General features: G+C 59.9%; 17 protein-coding genes. 9 read left to right on the top strand and 8 right to left on the bottom strand.

Annotation, left to right across the window (positions count from 1 at the left end):
• Window positions 1-263: 263 nt before the first annotated feature.
• Both clpB and IT585_07405 read right to left on the bottom strand, forming a co-directional pair.
• The gene (gene clpB, locus IT585_07410; protein MCC6963064.1) at window positions 264-2,819 is read right to left on the bottom strand and encodes an ATP-dependent chaperone ClpB; all 2,556 of its coding nucleotides are present in this window, start codon (window positions 2,817-2,819) and stop codon (window positions 264-266) included.
• Window positions 2,820-3,013: 194 nt separating this feature from the next.
• Complete coding sequence (locus IT585_07405; GenBank protein ID MCC6963063.1) at window positions 3,014-5,008, bottom strand: DUF2723 domain-containing protein; 1,995 nt, start codon at window positions 5,006-5,008, stop codon at window positions 3,014-3,016.
• A 116-nt stretch (window positions 5,009-5,124) separates the two neighbouring features.
• On the opposite strand from IT585_07405, the gene IT585_07400 reads away from it, so the two are divergent.
• Window positions 5,125-5,817 (top strand): hypothetical protein, encoded by a 693-nt coding sequence (locus IT585_07400; protein ID MCC6963062.1) that lies wholly within the window; start codon window positions 5,125-5,127, stop codon window positions 5,815-5,817.
• A gap of 218 nt (window positions 5,818-6,035) precedes the next feature.
• Here IT585_07400 and IT585_07395 read toward each other — a convergent pair whose 3' ends face one another.
• Together IT585_07395 and IT585_07390 are read right to left on the bottom strand one after the other, a co-directional pair.
• Complete coding sequence (locus IT585_07395; protein ID MCC6963061.1) at window positions 6,036-6,815, bottom strand: zf-HC2 domain-containing protein; 780 nt, start codon at window positions 6,813-6,815, stop codon at window positions 6,036-6,038.
• Window positions 6,812-7,399: a sigma-70 family RNA polymerase sigma factor gene (locus IT585_07390; GenBank protein MCC6963060.1), complete on the bottom strand. Its 588-nt coding sequence runs from the start codon at window positions 7,397-7,399 to the stop codon at window positions 6,812-6,814. The genes IT585_07395 and IT585_07390 overlap by 4 nt, the downstream gene beginning before the upstream one ends.
• Before the next feature lie 284 nt (window positions 7,400-7,683).
• Here IT585_07390 and IT585_07385 point away from each other — a divergent pair, with 284 nt between their 5' ends.
• The 3 genes from IT585_07385 (at window position 7,684) to IT585_07375 (ending at window position 10,630) form a co-directional block, all read left to right on the top strand.
• Window positions 7,684-8,916 (top strand): S8 family serine peptidase, encoded by a 1,233-nt coding sequence (locus IT585_07385; GenBank protein MCC6963059.1) that lies wholly within the window; start codon window positions 7,684-7,686, stop codon window positions 8,914-8,916.
• A 57-nt stretch (window positions 8,917-8,973) separates the two neighbouring features.
• The gene (locus tag IT585_07380; GenBank protein ID MCC6963058.1) at window positions 8,974-9,351 is read left to right on the top strand and encodes a hypothetical protein; all 378 of its coding nucleotides are present in this window, start codon (window positions 8,974-8,976) and stop codon (window positions 9,349-9,351) included.
• Between the two features lie 142 nt (window positions 9,352-9,493).
• Window positions 9,494-10,630, top strand: coding sequence for a dockerin type I repeat-containing protein (locus tag IT585_07375; GenBank protein ID MCC6963057.1), 1,137 nt, complete (start codon window positions 9,494-9,496; stop codon window positions 10,628-10,630).
• A gap of 74 nt (window positions 10,631-10,704) precedes the next feature.
• On the opposite strand, the gene IT585_07370 is transcribed toward IT585_07375, so the two are convergent.
• The 3 genes from IT585_07370 to IT585_07360 all read right to left on the bottom strand — a co-directional run bounded on the left by IT585_07370 (window position 10,705) and on the right by IT585_07360 (window position 15,241).
• Window positions 10,705-12,066, bottom strand: a complete 1,362-nt coding sequence (locus tag IT585_07370; GenBank protein ID MCC6963056.1) for a sigma-54-dependent Fis family transcriptional regulator — start codon at window positions 12,064-12,066, stop codon at window positions 10,705-10,707.
• Between the two features lie 28 nt (window positions 12,067-12,094).
• On the bottom strand, window positions 12,095-13,183 hold the full coding sequence (locus tag IT585_07365) for a HAMP domain-containing histidine kinase (GenBank protein ID MCC6963055.1): 1,089 nt from the start codon (window positions 13,181-13,183) through the stop codon (window positions 12,095-12,097).
• 231 nt (window positions 13,184-13,414) lie between these two features.
• Window positions 13,415-15,241, bottom strand: coding sequence for a peptidylprolyl isomerase (locus tag IT585_07360; protein MCC6963054.1), 1,827 nt, complete (start codon window positions 15,239-15,241; stop codon window positions 13,415-13,417).
• Window positions 15,242-15,640: 399 nt separating this feature from the next.
• Here IT585_07360 and IT585_07355 point away from each other — a divergent pair, with 399 nt between their 5' ends.
• From IT585_07355 to IT585_07340, 4 genes are all read left to right on the top strand, one after another.
• Window positions 15,641-16,240: a tetratricopeptide repeat protein gene (locus tag IT585_07355; GenBank protein ID MCC6963053.1), complete on the top strand. Its 600-nt coding sequence runs from the start codon at window positions 15,641-15,643 to the stop codon at window positions 16,238-16,240.
• A gap of 6 nt (window positions 16,241-16,246) precedes the next feature.
• Window positions 16,247-17,317: an aminopeptidase P family protein gene (locus IT585_07350; protein MCC6963052.1), complete on the top strand. Its 1,071-nt coding sequence runs from the start codon at window positions 16,247-16,249 to the stop codon at window positions 17,315-17,317.
• 60 nt (window positions 17,318-17,377) lie between these two features.
• Window positions 17,378-17,896, top strand: coding sequence for an acetyl-CoA carboxylase biotin carboxyl carrier protein (gene accB / locus IT585_07345; GenBank protein ID MCC6963051.1), 519 nt, complete (start codon window positions 17,378-17,380; stop codon window positions 17,894-17,896).
• Between the two features lie 63 nt (window positions 17,897-17,959).
• A complete protein-coding gene (locus tag IT585_07340) occupies window positions 17,960-19,069 on the top strand; it encodes a PilT/PilU family type 4a pilus ATPase (protein MCC6963050.1) in 1,110 nt (369 codons plus the stop codon).
• A gap of 70 nt (window positions 19,070-19,139) precedes the next feature.
• Here IT585_07340 and IT585_07335 read toward each other — a convergent pair whose 3' ends face one another.
• Window positions 19,140-19,883, bottom strand: coding sequence for a T9SS type A sorting domain-containing protein (locus tag IT585_07335; protein MCC6963049.1), 744 nt, complete (start codon window positions 19,881-19,883; stop codon window positions 19,140-19,142).
• Between the two features lie 656 nt (window positions 19,884-20,539).
• On the opposite strand from IT585_07335, the gene IT585_07330 reads away from it, so the two are divergent.
• Window positions 20,540-21,595: an alpha/beta hydrolase gene (locus IT585_07330; GenBank protein MCC6963048.1), complete on the top strand. Its 1,056-nt coding sequence runs from the start codon at window positions 20,540-20,542 to the stop codon at window positions 21,593-21,595.
• The last annotated feature ends 211 nt before the right edge of the window (window positions 21,596-21,806 follow it).

Genomic DNA, 21,806 nt, shown 5'->3' with positions numbered 1-21,806 from the left:
GTCAGGAAGGGATTCCTGACGGCGCGGAAGAATCCCACCACAATCCCTCGTTGCGCGGGACGCTTCGCGGGCGGTGGGGCACCGGAGACGGATTTGGAAGACCCACCGCAAGCGGTGGGGCACCGGGAGACAACAAGCCGACTGAAGTCGGCACTACAAGGTGCGTCACTGCAGCGGGTCGAGAGTTCCTGCCGCAATCCCTCGTTCCTCGGGACGCTTCGGAGGCGGTGGGGCACCGGACCGAAGGTGATGAGGACTACAGATCAGTCGAAGGCGATTTTGCCGTTGCGGAAGTCGATCGTGACGACGGCGCCTTCGCCGATCTTGTGCTCGATGATGCGCAACGACAGCTCATCGAGAATTTCGTTCTGGATCAGGCGCTTGAGCGGGCGCGCCCCGAACACCTCGTCGAAACCGGCGCGAGCCAGATAGGCAATCGCGGCGGGAGTGATAGTCAGGGTGATGCCCTTCTTCTCGAGACGTGCAGCGACAAGTTGCATTTGCAGTTCAACGATGCGGGCGATTTCCTCCGGCGTCAATTGCTGGAAGATGATAATATCATCGACGCGGTTGAGGAACTCCGGCTTGAAGGTCTGGCGCAACACCTCCTGCACGGCCTGCTCTTGCGCCTTGCGGTCGTGGGCAAAGTGTGCGATCTGCTGCGAGGCGATATTCGAAGTCATGATGATCACGGTGTTCTTGAAATCGACGGTACGGCCTTTGTTGTCGGTGAGGCGGCCTTCGTCGAGCATCTGCAGCAGGATGTTGAAGACCTCCGGGTGCGCCTTTTCGATTTCGTCGAAGAGCACGACGGTGTAGGGATGGCGGCGGACGGCTTCCGTAAGCTGGCCGCCCTCTTCATAACCGACGTAGCCGGGGGGCGAACCGACGAGCCGGGCGACTGCGTGCTTCTCCATATACTCGCTCATGTCGATGCGGACGAGCATGCGCTCATCGTTAAACAGGAACTGTGCGAGGGCCTTGGTCAGTTCGGTCTTGCCGACGCCGGTGGGACCGAGGAAGATGAACGATCCGATCGGGCGGCCTTCTTCCTGGATGCCGGCGCGCGACCGCCGGACGGCGTTGGCGACGGCAGTGATGGCTTCCTTCTGGCCGACGACGCGCCTGGCGAGTTCGTCTTCCATGCGGGCGAGCTTGACCGATTCCTCGGTCATCATGCGCGCGACCGGGATGCCGGTCCAGCGCGAGACGACCTGCGCGATGTCTTCCTCGTCCACCTCTTCCTTGAGGATCGATTGGTCTTGTTGCAGTTGGGCGAGTTCGTCCTTGGCAGCTTTGATCTTCTTCTCGAGCTCAGGAATTTTGCCGTACGTGATCTCAGCGACGCGCTGGAGTTCGCCGCGTCGGTCGGCCTGCGCGGACTCTTCCTTGAGACGATCGATCTGCGCCGAGAAGTCTTTAATCTGGTCGATGATTTTGCGCTCGTTTTGCCAGTGCAGTTCGAGTTGGGCGCTTTCCTCGCGGGCTTCGGCGAGTTCTTTCTCCAGGTCGGTCAGCCGGCGTTTTGACTCGTCGTCCTTCTCCTGCTTGAGGGCTTCGCGCTCGATCTCCAGCTGGCGGATGCGCCGGTGCAGGCGGTCGATCTCGGTCGGCTTGGAATCGATTTCGATGCGGAGCACAGAGGCGGCTTCGTCCATCAAATCGATTGCCTTATCGGGCAGGAAGCGGTCGGTGATGTAGCGCGCCGAGAGGGTGACGGCGGCGACGATGGCATTGTCGCGGATGCGCACGCCGTGATGGACCTCGTACTTCTCCTTGATGCCGCGCAGGATCGAGATGGTGTCCTTGATCGAGGGTTCTTCGACCATGACCGGCTGGAAACGTCGTTCAAGCGCGGCGTCTTTCTCCAGATGCTTGCGGTATTCCTTGAGCGTAGTGGCGCCGATCGTCCGCAGTTTGCCGCGGGCGAGTGCCGGTTTAAGCAGATTGCCGGCATCCATGGCGCCTTCCGCGGCGCCGGCGCCGACGATGGTATGCAATTCGTCGATGAAGAGAATAATGCGGCCCTCGGAGTCTTCCACTTCGCGGATGACGGCTTTGAGGCGGTCTTCGAACTCGCCGCGATATTTGGTGCCGGCGATCATCTGGCCGAGGTCGAGGGAGAGCAAGGTCTTGTCCTTGATGGTCTCGGGCACGTCGCCGTCGACGATTTTCTTGGCGAGACCTTCGACGATGGCAGTCTTGCCGACGCCCGGTTCACCGACGAGGACGGGGTTGTTCTTGGTGCGACGCGAGAGGATCTGCATGATGCGGCGGATTTCCTCATCGCGGCCGATGACCGGGTCAATTTCGCCGCGGCGCGCCATGGCGGTGAAGTCGTGGGTGTACTTTTCCAGCGCCTGCATTTTGCCCTCGGGGTCGGGGTCGGTGACCCGTTGGGAGCCGCGGATGCCGGCGAGCGCCTTGAGCACGGTGTCGCGGTCGGTCTTGACGAGATTGCGCAGGGCGGATTGTTCCAGCAGCGCCAGGAACAGGTGCTCGGTGCTGATGTATTCATCGCGGAGTTTACCGGCCTCGGATTCGGCCTGGTCGAATACTTTGCGCAATTCCGGCGCGGCATAGGGTTCGCCGCCGGTGACCTGTGGCAGACGGGTCAGTTCGGACTTGACGCGATCGGCAAGGGCAGCGGCATCGATTTCGAGTTTGTGCAGCAACGAGGGGACGATGCCGTCGCGCTGTTGGATCAGCACCAGTAGAAGATGCAGGGGCGTGATTGCCTGATGGCCGAGCTGGCCGGCCAGTTGCATGGTACCCTGGACGGCTTCGGAAGCTTTGGTTGTGTATTTATCGAAGTTCATACGTCACCTTTCCCATCGAGCGACATCGTCAGGATCGCAGGGATCCTGACCTACAAAGAATCCGCAACTGTGATGTCAGGATCGCGGGGATCCTGACCTACTGCGGCGGGCTACCAGACAGACAGCAATGTCGCTGCGCCACTCCTCATTTATACAGCGGAAGTTCCCGGGATATTTGTGGCGGGAGAATCGCTTCAGGGCAATGAATTGAGCAGTTGGCGCGCCTGGGCGTCATTTGGCTCAAGCTCGAGATAGCGGCTTAGGTGTGCTCGCGCTTTGACAGAATTGTTGAGTTGGCGGGCGTAGATCAAGGCGAGATTGAGAAGCAGGCGGGGGTTGTCGGGGTCGAATTCGGCGGCGCGCTCGAATTCACCGGCGGCGGCGGCGAAGTCCTGATTTTGCAGGGCGGCGTTGCCGCGATCCTTATAGACGTTCGAGATGTTGAAGCGGATTTCGGCGCGCTGGCCGGCGGCGAGAATCGGCTTGGCGAGGCCGCGGGTGTAGGCTTCCAGCGCGAGATCGGGCATGCCGACCCGGCGGAGGAAGATGCCGACCTGATTGAGGAGCAGTCCGCGCGGTTCGTTATCGTAGCGGCGGAAGGCGAGGCGGAAATCGGCCTCGGCGCCGACGGTGTCGGGCGGCGACAACAGCAGCTTCTCCTCACCGCGGATCAGGTCGAGATTGACGAGCAGTTCGCGCGACATCAAATTGCCGGGGTCAAGGTCGGCGGGGTACGCGCGCACCGGACGCGATCGGTCGATCGGCGGGGAGAATTCGTAGAGCAGGCCGTAGGAGTGCAGGGAGTCGAGTCCCTCCCACCAGTCGGGTTCGTTCTGATAGTGGCTTTTGGCGAAGAACTTGCGTTTTGGTGAACTGGCCAGGAGCAGAGCCCGCGCAGTCAACACGTCGTTGCCCACGGTTGGTGAGTAGCGTCGAGCCTGCGCAATCAGCGGCCACTTGCGCACGGAGCGATCGTAGACCTCGACGTTGGTGCGATAGCCCTCGGCAAATTGCAGATAGAGCGGACCGAAGGAGTTGATGTCGCCGGCGACAAAGAGGAGACTGTTGTCGGGGGCGGCTTCGAGCAGCACGCGCGAGTAATCTTCGTAGAGCGTATAGTTGGACTTATCCTGATCGCGATAGTTGAGTGCCAAGAGGACAACCGCAGCAGCAATTGCCACAGTAGCCCAGATCGGCCGCGGCAGTTTCAGCCTTTGCAGCCACAGGAAGTTATTGGCGATCAGAAGCAGCGACGCCAGCAGCGGTGGCAGGAAAAAGGGTTCGTGATTGACGGCCTGGTGGAAGGCGGCCATGAAGAGTGCCATGATGAGGATCAATAGCGCGTAGACCGTGCGGCGGCGGACAAGGTTCCAGCCGACTGCGGCGCCGCTGACGATCAGGATCGCGCCGGGCCAGGACCAGCAATCGAGAACAGCGCGGGCGTAGAGCTGGAGCGAGAACACGACATGATCCCAGGAATTACCGACCCAGCCGGAATACTGCTTGAGGGTCATGTGTTGCCAGAGCGCCGCAAGTCCTTCGGGGTTGCCCCAGTCAGTTGCGGGATTGTGCAGCGAGCGAATCCAGAGATATAGGTAGATTGAGCCGGCGAGCAGCAGCAACGCGAAATAGAGCGGCAGACGGCGCGGCCGGGTGTATTCGCGGTCGGTGAAAAACGCATACAATAGAGCCGGCGCCAGAGCCAATGCCGAAGGATGATTGCTGAGGCAAAGGCCGAAGAGGTAGATGGTCAGCGGCCAGCGGTAGGGAGTTTGCGATTCGAGGGCGTAGAAGCAGAGCGCGATCAGGAGGACGTTGAGCGTGTAGATTTCGACGCCGTTGGTTTCGGCCCAGAAGATCGGGGTGAAAGCCCAGACCAGGCTGAGGCCGAGCGCGGTCAGATCGGAAAGGTGGCGGCGCAGGACCAGAAAGACCACGCCGACGGCGGCTGCCGCCGCGAGGGAGCAGAAAATCCCGCCGGCAAAGATCGGGCGTAGGAACGCGAGCGCCTGCACGAAGAGAGTGCCGAGGATCGTAAAGAGCGGATAGCCGGGGGGATGCGCGATGCCGAGCGAATTGAGAACGAGCGCGAATTCGGGCGAATCACCAATCCAGAGGGCGCGGCAAGTGGTCAGGAAGTAGACTACGAACGCGACGGCGGCGGCGATGACGGGGAGATAGCGTTTCATCGCTGTGTCCTGAAGTCAGGTCGGCGGTGGATCATGAGGGCAAGAAATCGGCTGGACGGGAGCGGCACAAGCAGAAAGCGGTGGCGCCGGGTGGAAGGAACGCGCATATAACGATTATGAAGACTCTCTTTCTGGCATTGGCCGTCATGCTTGGCAGCAGCGGGACAAGTGTCATGGCGCAGACGGCGGCGCCGTTGACGGTGACGACGGGGCGGGTGGTGATTGCGGTGGATTCGCTGGTGGCGCCGGGGACGGGTTTTGTGGCGAGCGTATGGCTGCTCGATACGACGATGATGTTGGGGGGATTCAATCTGCACCTCGAATATGACCACAACGCACTGGTGTTCGACTCAGCGACCTTTGGCGCTTTGACGAAGGGCGAATGGGAGTACCTGGCAGTGCGCACCGGCAAACTGACGAGCGGCGATTCGCTGGCGGTTGCTTCGTTCATTCGGATGGTGGGGTTGGCGGATCAGCAGGACGCGGCGAATCGGCATCCCTCGGCGCGCTCGCAAGTCGGGCCTGGCGAGGTGGCGCGGCTGTATTTCTACGCCACTGATGACCGTGATTTTCGCGGGTTAACCTTGCCGTTGCGGTTTCGCTGGGGCAAGTGCGACGACAATTCGTTTTCCGACAAATCGGGGCATGTGCTCTTGGTGGGTCAGAGCCTGGTGGAAGGGGACGGCCGCGCGATTGTCGCGGCTGACAGTACGCACGCCGGACCGCGCGAGGATTGTTTCAAGCGGCGCTACAATGCGCCGGTACGAGCCTTTGATTTTCGTAATGCGACGGTGCGGATCGGGGAGTAGCCGGAGCCCGTCGGGGCGTGAGAGGCCGTTTCAAAAGTCGGGACTACGCGGAAGTGATAGGGCGTCGGTTCACAATTTCGCGCTGGATCTTCGAAAATATCAACAGCATTCAAGTCCCCCGCGCGAAATCAAGAACCGACGCAACTGAGGATACTCAACTACGAGACAGCGTGGTTGGTCCTGCAGGTGCAGTTCGGTCTTCGAGAAAGGGGGTTAGCTCAAAACGACGAAGCGAATTGGAGCAGCTTGTCCTTGGGCATCAGGCTGACGGCGACGCATTCGTGTTGTTCGCACGACCAGATCACATACTGAAATTTGGGGCAGGAGCCGAGGTAGAACGACTTGCCGTCCCGATCCTGGCGGTCGAAGTGTGATTTGTCGATGGTGTTCTTGTCGAGTACGAAGACGGAGACTTCCTCGCCCGCGTAAGTGTATTCCAGATGCGCGTTGTCGTGGTTATCGACATGGGCGATAGCGGCACCGGCGAGCTGGAACTGGCCGGTGGGAGGCTGCAACAGGTCCTCCGGCACTGCGCCGATATGGGCGAGTGCGGCCTTGACCTCAGCCGGATCATGCGACTGGACGATATACTGCATCACATGGTCGAGACACTTGTTGTGTTCCATGGCGTAGGGATAGACCGCCTCCAGCACCGACCCTTTCGGCGCGAACGGATTGATCAGGAACACCGTGATGAGGATCGCGGCGGCAATCGGCATCAGCAGAAACAGGAGATTGCGGTTGTTCCCGGCCGAGGCGGCACCCTGCTGGCGATCGATCTTGGCGATCTCCACAAGAATGCGCGCTTTGAGTTGGTCTACTTCGCACGGCGTGTTCAGCTTGGCGTGAACCACGCGGTCGAATTGTTCTTCGAGTTGGTATTTGTGCAGGCAATCGCTGCAGTGTTCGAGATGCTTTTGAAGATCCTGACGTTCGGCGGGGGTCAGTTCCGCATCGAGATAGTCATAGAGCCTGGCTAATACTTCGCGGCAATTCACTGTTCAGCTCGTTCCTTCTCTCTATCGCTATTGTTCGCATACTCCCACAAGAGTTTCTGCAGGATCTTGCGGCCGCGGTGCAAGCGCGACTTGACCGTGCCGACCTGGATCCCCATGATGTCGGCGATTTCCTGATAGGCGAAGCCTTCGTTAAACGCCAGCACGACCACCATGCGGAATTCCTCGGGAAGTTTCTCGATCGCGGCGACGACGTCGCGGTCGATGATCTTGTTGAAGAACTCCTTCTCGGGATCGCTGGATTCGGCGACCAAACCGGGCAGTTGCGTGTGCATAACGCTGTCGTCGATGTCGTCAAACGAAACCGACGTCGACTCTTTCTGCTTCGCCCGGTAGTTGTTGATGAAGGTGTTGGTCATGATCTTGAACAACCACGCCTTCGCGTTGGTGCCTTGCTCGAACCGGTCGAAGCTACGATACGCCTTAAGCAACGTCTCCTGGACTAAGTCCTCCGCATCGGAAGGGTTCTTGGTCATCCGCAACGCCGTACGATACAGCGCGTCGGTATGGACCATCGCCTCTTGCTCAAAATCGCTCTTCAGGCTCTTGGCTTTGTTGCGAAACATGTCGTCGGTATCTAATCAACCAAGAGCTATTTGTCAATAGGAACGCGCCTTGGAGCCGTTGGTTCCCAAGGATTTCGAAGAATTTCAGGAAACAAGGAGGTCCTGGAATCGAGACAAGTCGATCGGCTGAAATTGTCGTGCCCGCGGAGTCAGAATCACCTTGACCGAGCGCGTGCGGAAGCGTTTCGTGAGGTATCGCACAGAGTTAGCGCCCCGGAGCCGTCAGGACGGAGTGTCTCAAGATGGGACGAATTAGACGGCGGTGGGTGCAAAGGAGGAGAGCGATGTCGCAACTGGTCCGGGAAGAGCTGCGCGCGACCGGCGTGGCGCGCGTAATTGTCACGCTGAAGCCGGAAGCGGCGGCGGCGAAGTCCTTCCGGCCGCTGGAAGTGCTGAAGAGCTTTTTCGTGCGCTCGGAGATCAGTCAATTAACGGCCTTGACACGGGAGCGGGCACGCAAGCAGCGGGCGGCGCCGCCGGTACGCTACTATCCGAACTTGGGAATCGCCTTCGGCACGATTGACGTCAACGGGCTGACCAAGCTCAAGAATGAGAAGGGACTGGTGGCAGCCGTCGCGGGAGCGCCGCAGATGAGCCTGATACGGCCGACACGGACGACGGCAGCCAAAGTCACGAGAACCGTGACGTGGGGGATCGAAGCGCTTGGCGTACCGGCGTTGTGGAAAGAGGGATTAACCGGCAAGGGTGTACTGGTGGGGCATCTCGACACCGGCGTCGATGGGAAGCATCCGGCGCTCAAGAAGGCTATCAAGTACTTTGCCGAATTTGACGTGCTTGGCATCGAGGTTCGTCCGACACCCTCACCGCATGACACCGACGGTCACGGCACGCACACGGCCGCGACGATCGCCGGACGCACTTGCTCGGGCAAGTCGATTGGGGTGGCGCCGGAAGCGGAGTTGGCGAGCGCAGTCGTGATCGAGGGGGGCGATGTGGTGGCGCGGGTGCTGGCGGGGATGGACTGGGCGGTCGGTAAGAAGGTCAAGGTGTTGAGCATGTCGCTGGGATTTCGGGGGTGGTGGGATGATTTCGAATCACTGACCGATATCTTGCGGGCGCGCGGCGTGCTGCCGGTGTTTGCCGTCGGGAATGAAGGTCCCGGGACGAGCCGGTCGCCGGGCAACTACTGGCAGGCGTTGTCGGTGGGCGCGATCGACAAGCAGCTGGCAGTGGCGGACTTCTCGTCGAGCCAGCGCTTTCGCCGCCGGCGCGATCCGTTGGTGCCGGACATCGTAGCGCCGGGGGTGGAGATCGTTTCCGCGAAGCCGGGCTCGGGGTATCAGGCGATGGACGGGACCTCGATGGCGACGCCGCACATCGCCGGGATGGCGGCGCTGTTGTGGCAAGCGAAACCGAGGGCCACGGTGAATGAAGTGGAAACCGCGATTTTCCAGTCGTGCCGGCTGGCGCCAACCATGCCGGCCGAACGCGCCAACCGCGGTTTGCCGGATGCCGCCGCGGCGGTGAAATTGCTGTTGAAAAGCAAGTCCCGGTGACGCATTTTTCTTGGGCACGAACGAACACGCCGCGTAGCACCTGATGGAGACGATGCCGTGACGGTGAAAGTGAAGAAGAAATCCCCGGTGGCGAAAGACAAGGCTGATCCTGATCTGAAGACGCTTCTGCGCTCAGAGACGGCGAAGACCCAGCCGATTGAGGCGGTGTTCGCGCTGAAGAAGTCGAAGATCGGTTCGAGCACACCGGCGCAGATCGGCAAGCTGGTGGAGCAACTGGTGGCGCGGGCCGCCAAGGCATCCGGCGGTACGTTCGAGGCGCTCAATGTGTTCAAGAATCTCGGCCGCTTTGTCGTCAAGGCTGATTCCGAGTTCATCCTGGCGTTGCTGGCCGATCCGGCGATCGACTCGGCCCTGGCTAATCGCCGCAGTGAAGAGCTCCTGATTCGACCGAAAAAGAAGCGCCCGGTGGCGTGACGGTTCCTTCAGATACCCCGATCCGACCTGAGAATCTGCTTGCAAATGGGGAGCGATACGTATACTTTCAGGGTAGATACTTGCACTATAATCAAAGCCATCGGTAACCACTGACGTTCACTCCTGAATACGGGAGGAAAAAATGCCGCTTGATCGAGTTTCGACGATCAAGATTCTTGTCGTCGGAGTCATTTTGCTGGTGATCCTGTTGGCGCGGATGCTGGAGGGGCGCTGCAAGCCGAATACGCCGAATGATCCGGTGCCGTGCGGCAGCAATTGCCTGGATGCGGAGGAAATCCTGTTTCCAGCGTATGTGTCGTCGCTATTGATCGACGGCCGGTCGACCTGCAGCGCACTGAACGACTATTCGTCGACCTGTCTCGGCTACTATGACAATGGCGAGGACTATGTGATCCGTCTGGAGGTGACGCGCACGCTGGCCTGCCAGATCACGCTCGACCCGAAGGGAACAGGCTGGACGGGAATCGTGATTGACGACAATTGCCCGCCCGACTACGATTGTCTGGGGCTGAGCACGACCTCGGGCACAATGCCGCACAGCATCCTGGGTTTACTGCTCCAACCGGGATTCTACTACATCATGGTCGATACCTGGCCCTCGCCGGCATGTATTCCGGAATTCGATATTCTGATCACGGAGATTAGCTACGATCCGTTCGGCGTCGATTGTACGTTGCCGCTGTCGCTACCGCCGATCGCGGCGAGCAGCCTGCCGTATGTGCTGGGATCAATCACCACGGTGGCAGCAGAAGACAACTATTCGGCAACATGTCTGGAAGAATTCGACGGCGGCGAGGATCTGTTTTTCGACTTTGAGTTGACGGAGCAACTGCGCCTGAGTTTCGACCTGGATCCGGGCGGCGTTGCCGGCAGCGGTTTTCTGCTCGACACCATCTGTCCGCCCACGGACAAGTGCATCGCCTCGGCAACCAGCGGCGATACGATGCCGTATGGGATCGCCGGGATTACGCTGCCTCCGAGTCATTACTACCTGATGATCGACACCTGGAGTCCGTCGGTGCTGCTGAACGCGGCGACGTTAACGATCGATTTGGCGTACCTCTGCGGCGATGCCGACGGCAGTGGCAATATCAGTATCTCGGATGCGATTTATGTGGTGAGCTATGTTTTCGCGGGGGGCGCCGCGCCGGAGCCGCTGGCGGCCGCGGACGTCGATGTCAGCGGTGTGGTAAACGTTTCCGATGCGGTGTACCTGATCAACTACATCTTTGCCGGCGGCGCCGCGCCGTGCGGATAAAATAGCCAGCGGCGCCGGAGAGGGCTCTCCGACGCCGTTGTGATTGGTAGTTAGACCGAATTTCCCCCAGGGCACTACTCTTTCACGATATTAAACTTCTTCACCTTGCGCCACAGCGTGGTGCGTCCGATTCCCAGTTTGCCCGCGGTAATCGAGTAATTCCAGCGATTTTCCCGCAGACTGCGGACGATATGCTCTTTCTGCATATCTTCCAGCGAGGCCGTTTCGGCGCCGCCGGTGGTGCGGTCGCCGCGTTCGTCGCGTTTGGGCATCGGTTTCATCAGGAACAGGTTGTCGACATCGATGACGTCGGCAATCGAGAGCGCCACGGCGCGCTTGATGGTGTTTTCCAATTCCCGCACATTACCCGGCCACTCGTGCGCCATCAACTTGTCGCAGGCGCCGACCGAGAGTCGTTTCGGCGGTTTGTTGAAATGGTCGCAGTAGCGGGCGAGGAAATGCTGTGCCAGCGGCACGATGTCTTCGCGGCGTTCCGCCAGCGACGGCAGATGCAGCGAGATGACGTTGAGGCGATAATAGAGGTCCTCGCGGAAGCGGCCGCGGGCGACCATCTGCTCGAGGTTCTTATTGGTGGCTGCGATGACGCGGACATTGGTTTTGAAGGTTTCGTTGGATCCGACCGGGCGAATTTCCTCTTCCTGCAGGACGCGCAGCAGCTTGGCCTGCAGCGAGGGCGAGGTATCGCCGACTTCGTCGAGAAAGATTGTTCCGCCGGAGGCTTCCTCGAAGAGACCCTTCTTGTTGGCGGTGGCGGAGGTGAATGCGCCTTTGACGTGCCCGAACAGCTCCGATTCGAGCAGCAGTTCCGGCATCGCCGAGCAATTGATGGCGACGAACTTACCGTCGCGGCGCTGCGAGTTGTTATGGATAGCTTTGGCGATCAGTTCCTTGCCGGTACCGGAGTCGCCGGTGATGAGGATGTTAATCTCCTGGGGCGCCACCTGCTTGATCACGTCGATGACGCTCTTGATGGCGGGTGAGGAGCCGATGATGCTGTCGAAGTTATAGTTTTCGGCAAAGGCCAGTTTGAGGTGCTTGAGCTCGCTCTTCATCTTCTTCTGGGCGAGCGCCTTCTCGACGGTCAGCAGCATTTCGGCTTCATTAAACGGTTTGGTCATGTAGTCGAAGGCGCCGCAGCGCATCGCTTCGACGGCGGTATCGACGGAGCCGAAGCCGGTGAGCATGATGACTTCGGCGTCGGGCAGCACGCGTTTGGCGGTGCGGATGATGTCGATGCCGAGGCCGTCGGAAAGGCGGAGGTCGGTGACGACCAGATCGAAGAGGCGTTTCTCGAGCCACTCTTGCGCGGAGGCGGCGGTGAAGGCGCACTCGACGGTATGGCCGTTGCGAGTCAACAGCGGTTTCAGCGCATTGCAAAGATTGCGATCGTCATCGACGATCAGAATGCTGGGCATGGGTCAGTCCTTTCCGGAAAATCTATCTTCATCGAATCAATTCCTCGTTGGAGAGCGGAACCGCGATCGTGAATTCGGCGTCCTCGCGACCGCAGCGGTGGCGCAGCGTGCCGCCCAGGAGGCGGGCGTAGTGCAGTGCGATCGGCAGGCCGAGCCCGGCATGGCCGGTCTTGGTGGTGAAGAACGGTTTCAGCATGTTGTCGACCACATAGGGGGGCAAGGGCGCACAGTCGTTGCGGAAGGTCAGCTCGAAGTGCTGGTCGCGCACGACGGCATCGAGGACGATGGCGTGGCGCAAACTGGCTTCCAGGCCGTTGTCAATCATCTCGCTGAGAATCACCTGATAGAGAGCGCGGTCGGTTTCGATCACGACCTCGCGCTCGAGACCGTTCAGTTCCAGATGATTGCCGTTGACGGCGGCATAGCGCTGCATGACAGCGCGCAACAGGGGGGTGACTTCGAACCGCGTCAAGCGCACCACGACCGGCCGCGAGAGCATCACGAAGCGATCGATCAGGCGGCGCTGCGCTTCGGCGGCCGATTCGACGACGCCGATGAGCATGGTAGTGTCGGGGTTGGTGTCAATCAATCCGGTGTCGCCCAGTTGTCCGGCGGCAGTCATCATCGCGCTGAGATTGTTGCGCATCTTGTGCGCGAAGGCGGAGACCAGATCATCAGGGATAGCGACCGTCGGCGCCGGCAGAGTCGCGGCGGCCGTGGTCGGAGTCGGAGCCGACGCCGGCGGTTCCGGCGTGGTGGCTTCGGCCAGTATGCGCGCATAGAAATCGCCGAGGGAAACTGTGATTGCATCGAGCAGCGCGTTGCGAGCCTGGTCGGAGAGACCGGGCAAGGTCGGCTGCAAGAGCAGATGGCGCGTCTGGTTGTTGAATTTCAGAGCCAAGTCGAGCAGAGGTTTTTCATCGGCAGCCGCGGCTTCGCCATCGCAAACTTGCAACGCGACGCCGGCAACGCGCAGGAGCGCGCCACAGCGCGACTCAAAGGCTGAGAGCAACTCTGACTCGGAGAGATACGCCGCCAGATCTTTGAGGATCGCTGACAGATCATGACAGTCAACGGGGGTGGCGGTGCGATTTTGTGCGGACATCATCGTGTTCAAAGCGGCACATCCTGTCTTCCGCTGAGGGTTTCATCCGTGAACCAACAATTGTTGTTTTTCATATCGGAACAGGCGGAGAAAGCTTGAGCTGCAGAAATGAGAAAATTTTTTCGGTCAAAGGCGGAAGGGGAGGGACGAAGCGGTGCAAATTGAAACAGCGGCAAGGGGCAAGAAAAACGCGGCGAATCGGAGGATTCGCCGCGTTGCTCCCGCTGGATCGGGGCGGAAGGTCTACATCGTTTCGCCGAAGATCGTTTGGCGGTTGTCCTCGATATCGGCGGTATTGATCAGCTTGGTGAACCACTTGTCCCAGAACGAGCTTTGGGCCGTCTGGAGGGCCTTGGTGCGCAAAGTGTCGCGTTCCGCGGCGAATCCGTCGAGACTGGCAGCGGTGCGTTCCTTAAACTCGATCACGGCAGCGCCATTGCCGCAAAGGACGGCGGGCGAGAACCGCTTGGCCTCGGAGAGGGCAAAGGCCGAGCCGATGAACGCAGCGTCGTTGCCCATGCCGGGCAGACGACCGGAGCGGGCGAAGAAGCCGGATTCGATAACTTCGTAGCCGACGGCCTTGGCGGCGTCGGCGAGTGCGGAACCGGCCATGACGGCGCTGTGGATACGCTGTGCCACGGCGAGCGCGCCCTGACGCTGGCGCTTGTCGATCATCTTGCGCTGAATGACCGGGTAGACATCGGCCAAGTCGGCGACGCCAGCCGTCTTTTGGCGGTCTTTGCGAATCAGGTAGAAAGCCTCATTGCGATCGATGACATCGGAGAGCGCGCCGTCCGCGGATTCGAACACGAATTTTTCGATCGCCTCATCTTTGCCGAAATTGCCGATCGGCTGGTCTTTGGCCGCCTTGCGCGAGCCTTCCTGAGTTATCCCGAGTTCCTTGGCCAGAGTATTGGCGTTGGCGGGGGTCGCTTCGTTCTTGAAGCGCGTGATCTTCGCCATCAACTCATCCATGGTCTCCTGTGAGACTTGGGGGCGGAAGAGGATGTGCGAGGCCTCGACTTCTTCCAGCTCCACCGTCTTGCGCGTACCAGTACGATTGATGATATGGTAGCCGAAGCGGGTCTTCACGGGCGCGGAGATGTCGCCGTCCTTCATGGCGAAGGCAGCGGAGTCGAATTCGCGGACCATCGCGCCGCGGGCGAAGAAGCCAAGCGATCCTCCCTTGCCCTTGCCGGACGGGTCTTCGGTGTATTCGTTGGCGAGGGTCGCGAAGTCGCCACCTTGATCGAGCAGCTTCTTGACCTCCAGCGCCTTCTGCAGCGCGGCGTCGTAGTCCTTGGCCGAGGCTTCCTTGTTCAGGCGGAAGAGCGTGTAGTAAGCCTGGTCCGGTTCGCGGAACTCGTCCGGATGCTCACTGTAATAAGCGCGGACTTCGCTGGAGTCGATTTCATTGGCCTGGACCGGGAATTTGGAGTACGGCACGAGTGCGTAGTCGACCTTGATCCGCTCGTTGTCGCGCAGGTACTGCTCCTGGAGTTCGTTATCGGAGACGCGCACCATGGAGACGACGTATTCCTGCAGTTTGAAGGTGGTCAAGCGGGGGCGGACCATCTGTTCGAGTTGCCGCCAGAGGTCGGCGTACTGGGGGTCGCCCATCGCTGAGAGATATTTATTGTAGTCGAACTTGCCGTTGGTCTGGAAGACTTCGATGCCCTGGACTTCCTGCGGCGGGAAGCGGCGGAGGAAGTCGACGACTTCCGCGTCGGTCAACTGGATCTTCAGGCGCTCGACCTGTTCTTGTTGCAGGTAGCTGTTGACGAATTCGTTCCAGGCCTGGCGGCGGGCGTTGCGATAATCCGATTCGGTGAAATCTTTATCGGGGGTCTTCTGGCGTTCACTCTCGATGAACTGCTCGGAGACCATGCCGAAGTTCTGCAGGGGGATTTCGCGGCCGTTGATTTTGCCGACGACGTTGGCGGCCATACCGGTACCGCCGCCGCGGCGACCAGTGAGGTCCATGCCCCAGGCAAAAATGATCGTACCTACAAAGGCAATCACCAGAATCCAAATGATGATCTGGGTGTTATTGCGCATAGCTTGCATCATAGCGGGAAAATTCCTCCGTCCGTAATAGTACCAAAACTTATAAAATATACGGGTGAGGGCGGTTCCGACAAGGGGAATCTTGCGGCGCCGACGACCTCATATCAGGCAGTTCGGCAAATTCAAAGCGGAATTGCACTTAGGGACGTCGTCAAGACAAGCAAGAGATGCTGCGCAAAGTGATCTCCGAGCGACGGTTAGACGCCGCAGGTCGCGATTTCACTTCGGCAGTCGGATAGACGGGGTTGCATGAGGTGCGCGCGGAATGGTGACCTGAAGCAACAGCGTCGATGAGATTCTTCGGGCCGGCGATGAGTGGCTGCGTCGGGCGGAGCCCAGTTTTTTTCTTGACGATTTCCGGCCTAAAGCGGTATCGTGGTTGAACTAAGTCGTGGGAGGGTCATGGAGTATTCTGCCCGAGAAGGCGCATTCTCCAGGCAGGGGGGAAGTACTATCTCTGGAGTTGAGAAGTCTCAGCCGGGCGGCGTTGATTACGGGTTCGCCCGCCGGGCGGCATCATTGCTGGAGGCCGGCGACTGGGAGGGCGCGTACGAGTTGTTGCAGGCCGGGATTCGGCAGTATCCGAAGTATGCTGTCGGATTGCAGGTGCTGGGCGATCTGTACGCGCGCCGCGGGCAACCGGTGTCGGCGACGTTCGCCTATTTGGAGGCGCTCAAGCGCGATGCCGACAACGCTCTGACTTTGGTCAAATTGGGGGATCTGTTCCGCGACGCGGGGCAGTTGACCGAGGCGCAGAAGTACTACCTGCAGGCGGCGCAATTGGAGCCGAATTCAGCGGCGATTGCGGCGCGGCTGGAGGAAGTGGGACGGTTCCAGGGGAGCGTCGGCCAGCCCGAACACGACATCCTGTTAACCGAAACCGCAGCGGATCTTTATGCCCAGCAGGGGTATAAGGACAAGGCGCGTGCCATCTACGCCCGCCTGCTGCAGGAATCGCCGGGGGATCCCCGGTTGTACGCCAAACTGAAAATGTGTGGTTAGGAGCTTATGCACGGACGAATTAGAAATCTGCAAGCGCTGCTGAAGGAGAACAATCTGGACTGCCTGCTGGTGAACGAGCTGTCGCAGGTGAAGTACCTTTGCGGCTACAGCGGCTCGAATGGACTGCTGGCGGTGTTCCAGGACGAGGCCTATTTCATTACCGACTTCCGTTACAAAGCGCAGGTGCGGACAGAGGTCAAGGGCGCGAAAGTCCTGATCGCCCAGCGCGAGCTATATACCGAGATTCCCAAGATCAAGCGGCTGCTGCAGAAGAATCTGCGCGTCGGATATCTGGAGGCGTACTTGACGGTCAGGAATCTCAACATGATCAAGAGCCTGCTGCCGCAGGCGCTGCTGGCGCCGACCGGCGGCATGGTTGAAGCGCTGGCGTCGGTGAAGGAAAGCGACGAGATCAAGAAGATTCAGAAGGCGGTGGATATCGCCGATGTGGCCTTCGAGCGGATTTTGCAGATTATCAAGCCGGGAGTGCGGGAAAACGAAGTGGCGGCGGAATTGGAATATCAGATGAAGATGCTGGGCTCAGAGGATCCGTCGTTCGAGACGATTATCGCCTCCGGCTATCGCTCGGCGCTGCCGCACGGGCGGGCGTCGTCAAAGGTGATCAAGAAGGGCGAGTTCGTAACTCTGGATTTTGGCGCGATTTATGGCGGCTACCACTCCGATATTACGCGGACGGTGGTAGTTGGGAAGGCATCGGCGCAGCAGAAGAAGATTTACAATTTGGTGTTGAAGGCGCAGATTGCCGGAACCAGGAAGGCGCGCGCGGGTTTGAAGGGGTCGGTTGTCGATAAGCACGTTCGCGACATCATCGCCAAGGCGGGCTACGGCAAGAATTTCGGGCACGGGCTGGGGCACGGCATCGGGCTGCTGATCCACGAGGAGCCGCGCCTGACGCCGCTGTCCGACACGGTGCTACAGCCGGGAATGGTGGTTACGGTCGAGCCGGGCATCTATATAGACGGCTGGGGCGGCGTGCGGGTAGAAGATGATGTCGTCATTACCAGAAGCGGTTGCCGCGTAATGAATCGGGCGGATAAGTCGTTGCTGGAGCTATAGTTTTTGTCAGAAAACTCGATAAACAGGAGTAGGGTTGATTCAACCCGGTCATAGAAGCTAATGAGAGAATCAACTATCCGGAAACTGGTGAAGTTGGTGGAATCTTCGGAAATCGAGTCGCTGAACATCAAGACGTTGTTCAGCAACGTGACGATCGTCAAACGGAGTCCGACCGGAAGCAACGGCAACGGGGGGCACGGGACAACGATTTCGATTCCGAAGGCACAGGCGGTGGCGACGTTGCCGCCGCTGGAGTCGGCCGCTGTTGCGCCCGCTCCGGCGCCGCAGCCGATCGCCGCGCCGACGCCGGCCCCCGCGCCGCAAGCGGTCGCGCCGACCGGCAAAGAGATCAAGTCGCCGATGGTGGGGACGTTCTATACTGCTCCGGAACCGGGCGCGCCTCCGTTTGTCGAGGTGGGTCAGCGGATCACGAAGGGGCAGACGGTCTGCATCATCGAGGCGATGAAGCTGATGAACGAGATCGAGGCGGAATTCGACGGCGTGGTTGTCCAGCGCATGGTCGAAAACGCGCAGCCGGTCGAGTTCGGTCAGGTGCTCTTCATGGTGCAGCCGGCGTAAGTCGCCGTCCGTCCGCCAGCCGTCGCACCGGTTCGTTTTCGGAGTAACCTTAAGGAGTGACCGATGAACCTGCGTGACATGCTGGTGGAGATGCAGCATCAAGTCGCCTCCGACTTGCACCTCCGGGTGGGGATTAAGCCGACCATCCGCGTCCACGGCAAGCTGGTCCCGATCAACACCGATCCGATCAGCAAAGAGGCGATGGCGGAAATCGTCTCGCAGATCTTATCTCCCGAACAGCAGAAACGCTTTGCCGCGCGCAGCGAAATGGACCTGGCGTTGTCCGTGACCAAGCTGGGCCGGTTTCGTATCAACCTGTACCGCCAGCGCGGCACGCCGGGTATCGCGATCCGGTCGGTCAACACGCTGGTGCCGTCATTTGAAGACTTGAGTTTGCCGGAGGTGATCCAGGATTTGTGCGAGACGCGGCGCGGACTGATTATCGTCACCGGCACGACGGGTTCGGGCAAGTCGACCTCGCTGGCGGCGGTGATCGAGCATATCAACTCGCACCGCGCGGAAAACATCGTGACGATCGAAGACCCGATCGAATACATCTACCGCGACAAGAAATCAATCATCTGCCAGCGCGAGATCGGCGCCGACTCGGAGAGTTTCGCGACGGCGCTGCGGCACGCGTTCCGGCAGGACCCGGACGTGATTCTGATCGGTGAAATTCGCGATGCCGAGACGATGGGGATCGCCCTCGCTGCGGCCGACACCGGCCACCTGGTGCTGAGCACGCTGCACACGATGAACGTGGTCGAGACGATCAGCCGTATCATCTCCTTCTTCCCGCCGCACCAGCATCAGCAGATTCGCCTGCTGCTGGCGGGCACGATGAAAGCGATCATCTGCCAGCGGTTGTTGCCGCGCGCCGACATGCCGGGGCGTATTCCGGCAGTGGAAGTGGCGGTGACGACCGGCGCGATCCGCGATTGTATCATCGATCCGATGAAGACCTCGTCGATTATCGAGTTCATCGAGGCCGGGCAGGTGCAGTACGGCATGCAGTCGTTCGACCAGTCGATTATGAAGCTGTATCGCGGCGGGCATATCACCTACGAGGATGCGATGCGCAACGCCTCGAACCCGGACGACTTCGATCTGCGCGTCAAGGGGATTACCTCGGCGTCCGACACGAGCTGGACGACGATCCAAGGGACGCATTAGAGACGCGAGAATTACAGAGGTGGGATACGCGAACGGCGCTCGGAGACGGGCGCCGTTGGTGTATGGGGAACTACTTCAAAAGGACCAGCTTGCGCGAGTCGGACTGGCCGTTAGCTTTCAGCCGGCAGAAATAGATGCCGGAGGCGACGCTGCGGTCGGAGTCGTCGCGGCCGTCCCAGGTGAACTCCTGAGGTCCGGCGGGCAAGCGGCATTGCGCTACATGTCGAACGACGCGGCCGGATACAGCGATAATCGCCAAATCAACTTCGGCGGACGCAGTCAATTCGAACGTGATTTTCGTCGTTGCGTTGAAGGGGTTGGGATACAGGGCGAGGTCAAAGTCCGGCACCGGCGCCGGAAGTTCGGCGTCGTCGTCGACACTGACGGCCTGAGGGTGAAGGTAAAGGACAAGATTCGGCATGCCCTCAGAGACGACGATATCATCTTCGCCGGGACAGCCGCCGATGTTGTCCCAATAGAAGACCCGATCAAGAGAATCGTAGCCGGGGGCAACGACCTGGTAAGATATCGAGCCGCCGTATGGCTCTCCGGGAGCGAAGCGCGTGGTACAGCAGTCGGCGATGGCGAAACTTCCGTCGGGGCCGGCTAAGGCGCATAAGTAGGAGTCGGGCCAACCGCAGGGGTAGCAGTGTGACAACAAACATACCCGAGCGCCGATTATCGGCAGGGAGTCGCGGTCGTCGAGCACGACGCCGGAAATGTTGTTGATGACCAGGCAGTCGGCGAAGAGTGAAGGCGCGACTGTGGACGTCGTCAGCACCGCAACGAATATGATGCCAAGAATGCGTCTCATGGCCAACTCCGGCAGGCTTTAGGTTCTTCCATCGAGATGAATAACCCCGTTCGTCGAAATTAAGGTAGATGAATGGTAGCCTCTGTCAATATTGAAATGGGAGGCATTCAATGGGCGCCCTCACCCCCGACCCCTCTCCCAGAGGGAGAGGGGAGAAGACGGGGTTTGTGAGGCAGCCGGATCGAAGAACGGTTAGATTGCTTAGTCGCGAGGGAATTTTGAGAGTGAGGGGGTATGGTCGCTCCTCGCGATGACAACATTGGGCGTAGGGGCTAGGTCCGCCTGCCCGGAGACTGGGGCAGAACAGGGAGGTCAGGCGCGCAGGCCGAGCCCCTGCGGTGTTGTGTACGGGCAAGATCAGGTGTCAAATCCCTTCGTCACGGTGAAGCGGCGGAGCTGCGCCAGATGACGCGGACGCGCAGTGTGCGGAGGTGGGAGGGGAACGGGATTTGACCTGCGAAACTGCGAAACTGTTCAGGTGTGACGGAAAAGGGATTTAACCTAAGAAACTGCCCAGGTGCGACGGAAACGGGATTTGCTCACGAATGGGGTTTGTGCCACAAGAAGTCTTGGCCAATGCAATTCGCTGAATCAAGTTAGCCACCTTGCAGGTCTAAGGATGTAACTACCAGAAAGGAGCGCTGCTGATTATCAAGATGAGGTTGATCAAGAAAATCGTTCGTTGGGCTTTGAGTCTGATCGGCGCGGCCATCGGTGCGCTCGTGATCTGGTGCTTGATTCCGATCAAGCCAACGATCGAGACGCTTCCCGAGCGTCCGGGCACCAAGTACTGGCAGATGGACAAAGGGTATCGGATAGCCTACATGCAGATACGGGCCGAGCCTCCCGCAAGCCGGCCGCCGATCATTTATGTGCACGGCGGACCGGGCGGTTATGTTGACTCCACCGAGATCAACACTTTCGGTGCGCTGGCGAGGTTCGGGCATGATGTCTACCTCTATGACCAGGTCGGTTCAGGATTGTCCGACCGGCTGCCGCGGCCGAAGGATTACACTTTCGACGGACACCTGGCGGACCTGGATGAGATCGTGACCCGAAGAATCGGGGCGGCGCGTGTGATCCTGATCGGGCAGTCGTACGGCGGGATTCTGGCGGCGAATTATGTGACGAGGCATCCCGAGCGGGTGGAACGAGTGGTGCTGAGTTCGCCGGGAGAATTGGCGCCGACCAGGTTTACTGCTGCAGGGCGTTGGGTGAACGACAGCTTGTATCCGACTCCGGATTCGCTACACTTCATCACGGTCAGGAGCACGGGCGGCGACGTAGCGATGCGGATGCCGCTGCGGGGATTGCTGGCGATGGCGGCGGCAACGATCCTGAATATCAAGGTCGTGCCGGACGCCGAGGCCGACGGAATCCTGAACACCCTTATCGCCGGATTTAGTTGGGAGATGGTTTGCGACTCGACCAACGTGCGTCCCGAGGAGGGCGGCGCCGGCTTCTATTCACACGGCTGGAGCAACTGGTTCGGCGATCTGGAGGATCCGCGCGCAGCCATGCGCTTGATCGAGGTGCCGGTGCTGGTGATTCAAGGGCAGTGCGACCATATTCCCTATGCGGCAGTCTACGAGTATGTCGATCTCTTTCCGAATTCGCGCTATGTGCTCATCGAGGGAGCCGGTCACGTAATCTGGTGGGAGAAGCGGGAGGAGTACTTGCGCCTGATCGGGGAGTTTCTCACAGGGCGGTAGAGGAAGTCGGGTGGGCGTCGAAGCCCCTCGGAGAGTAGTCTGAGGTCGGGTTCCGAGCGTTGCTGTTGCCCAATTCTACGAATTCATGTCGAAGCGAGAAACCCGGCACTCCCGAATTGCACACCAATGTCGGGTTTCTCATTCCGCGCGCAGCAATCCGGCTACTTACGTTGGATCGCCGCGCGGAATTCGGAACCCGACCTACGAGCTG

The sequence above is a fragment of the Candidatus Zixiibacteriota bacterium genome (genome assembly GCA_020853795.1).
Lineage (GTDB): Bacteria > Zixibacteria > MSB-5A5 > CAIYYT01 > CAIYYT01 > JADJGC01.
The sequence above is the reverse complement of the archived record's forward strand: the minus strand, read 5'-3'. Positions and strand labels throughout refer to the sequence as shown.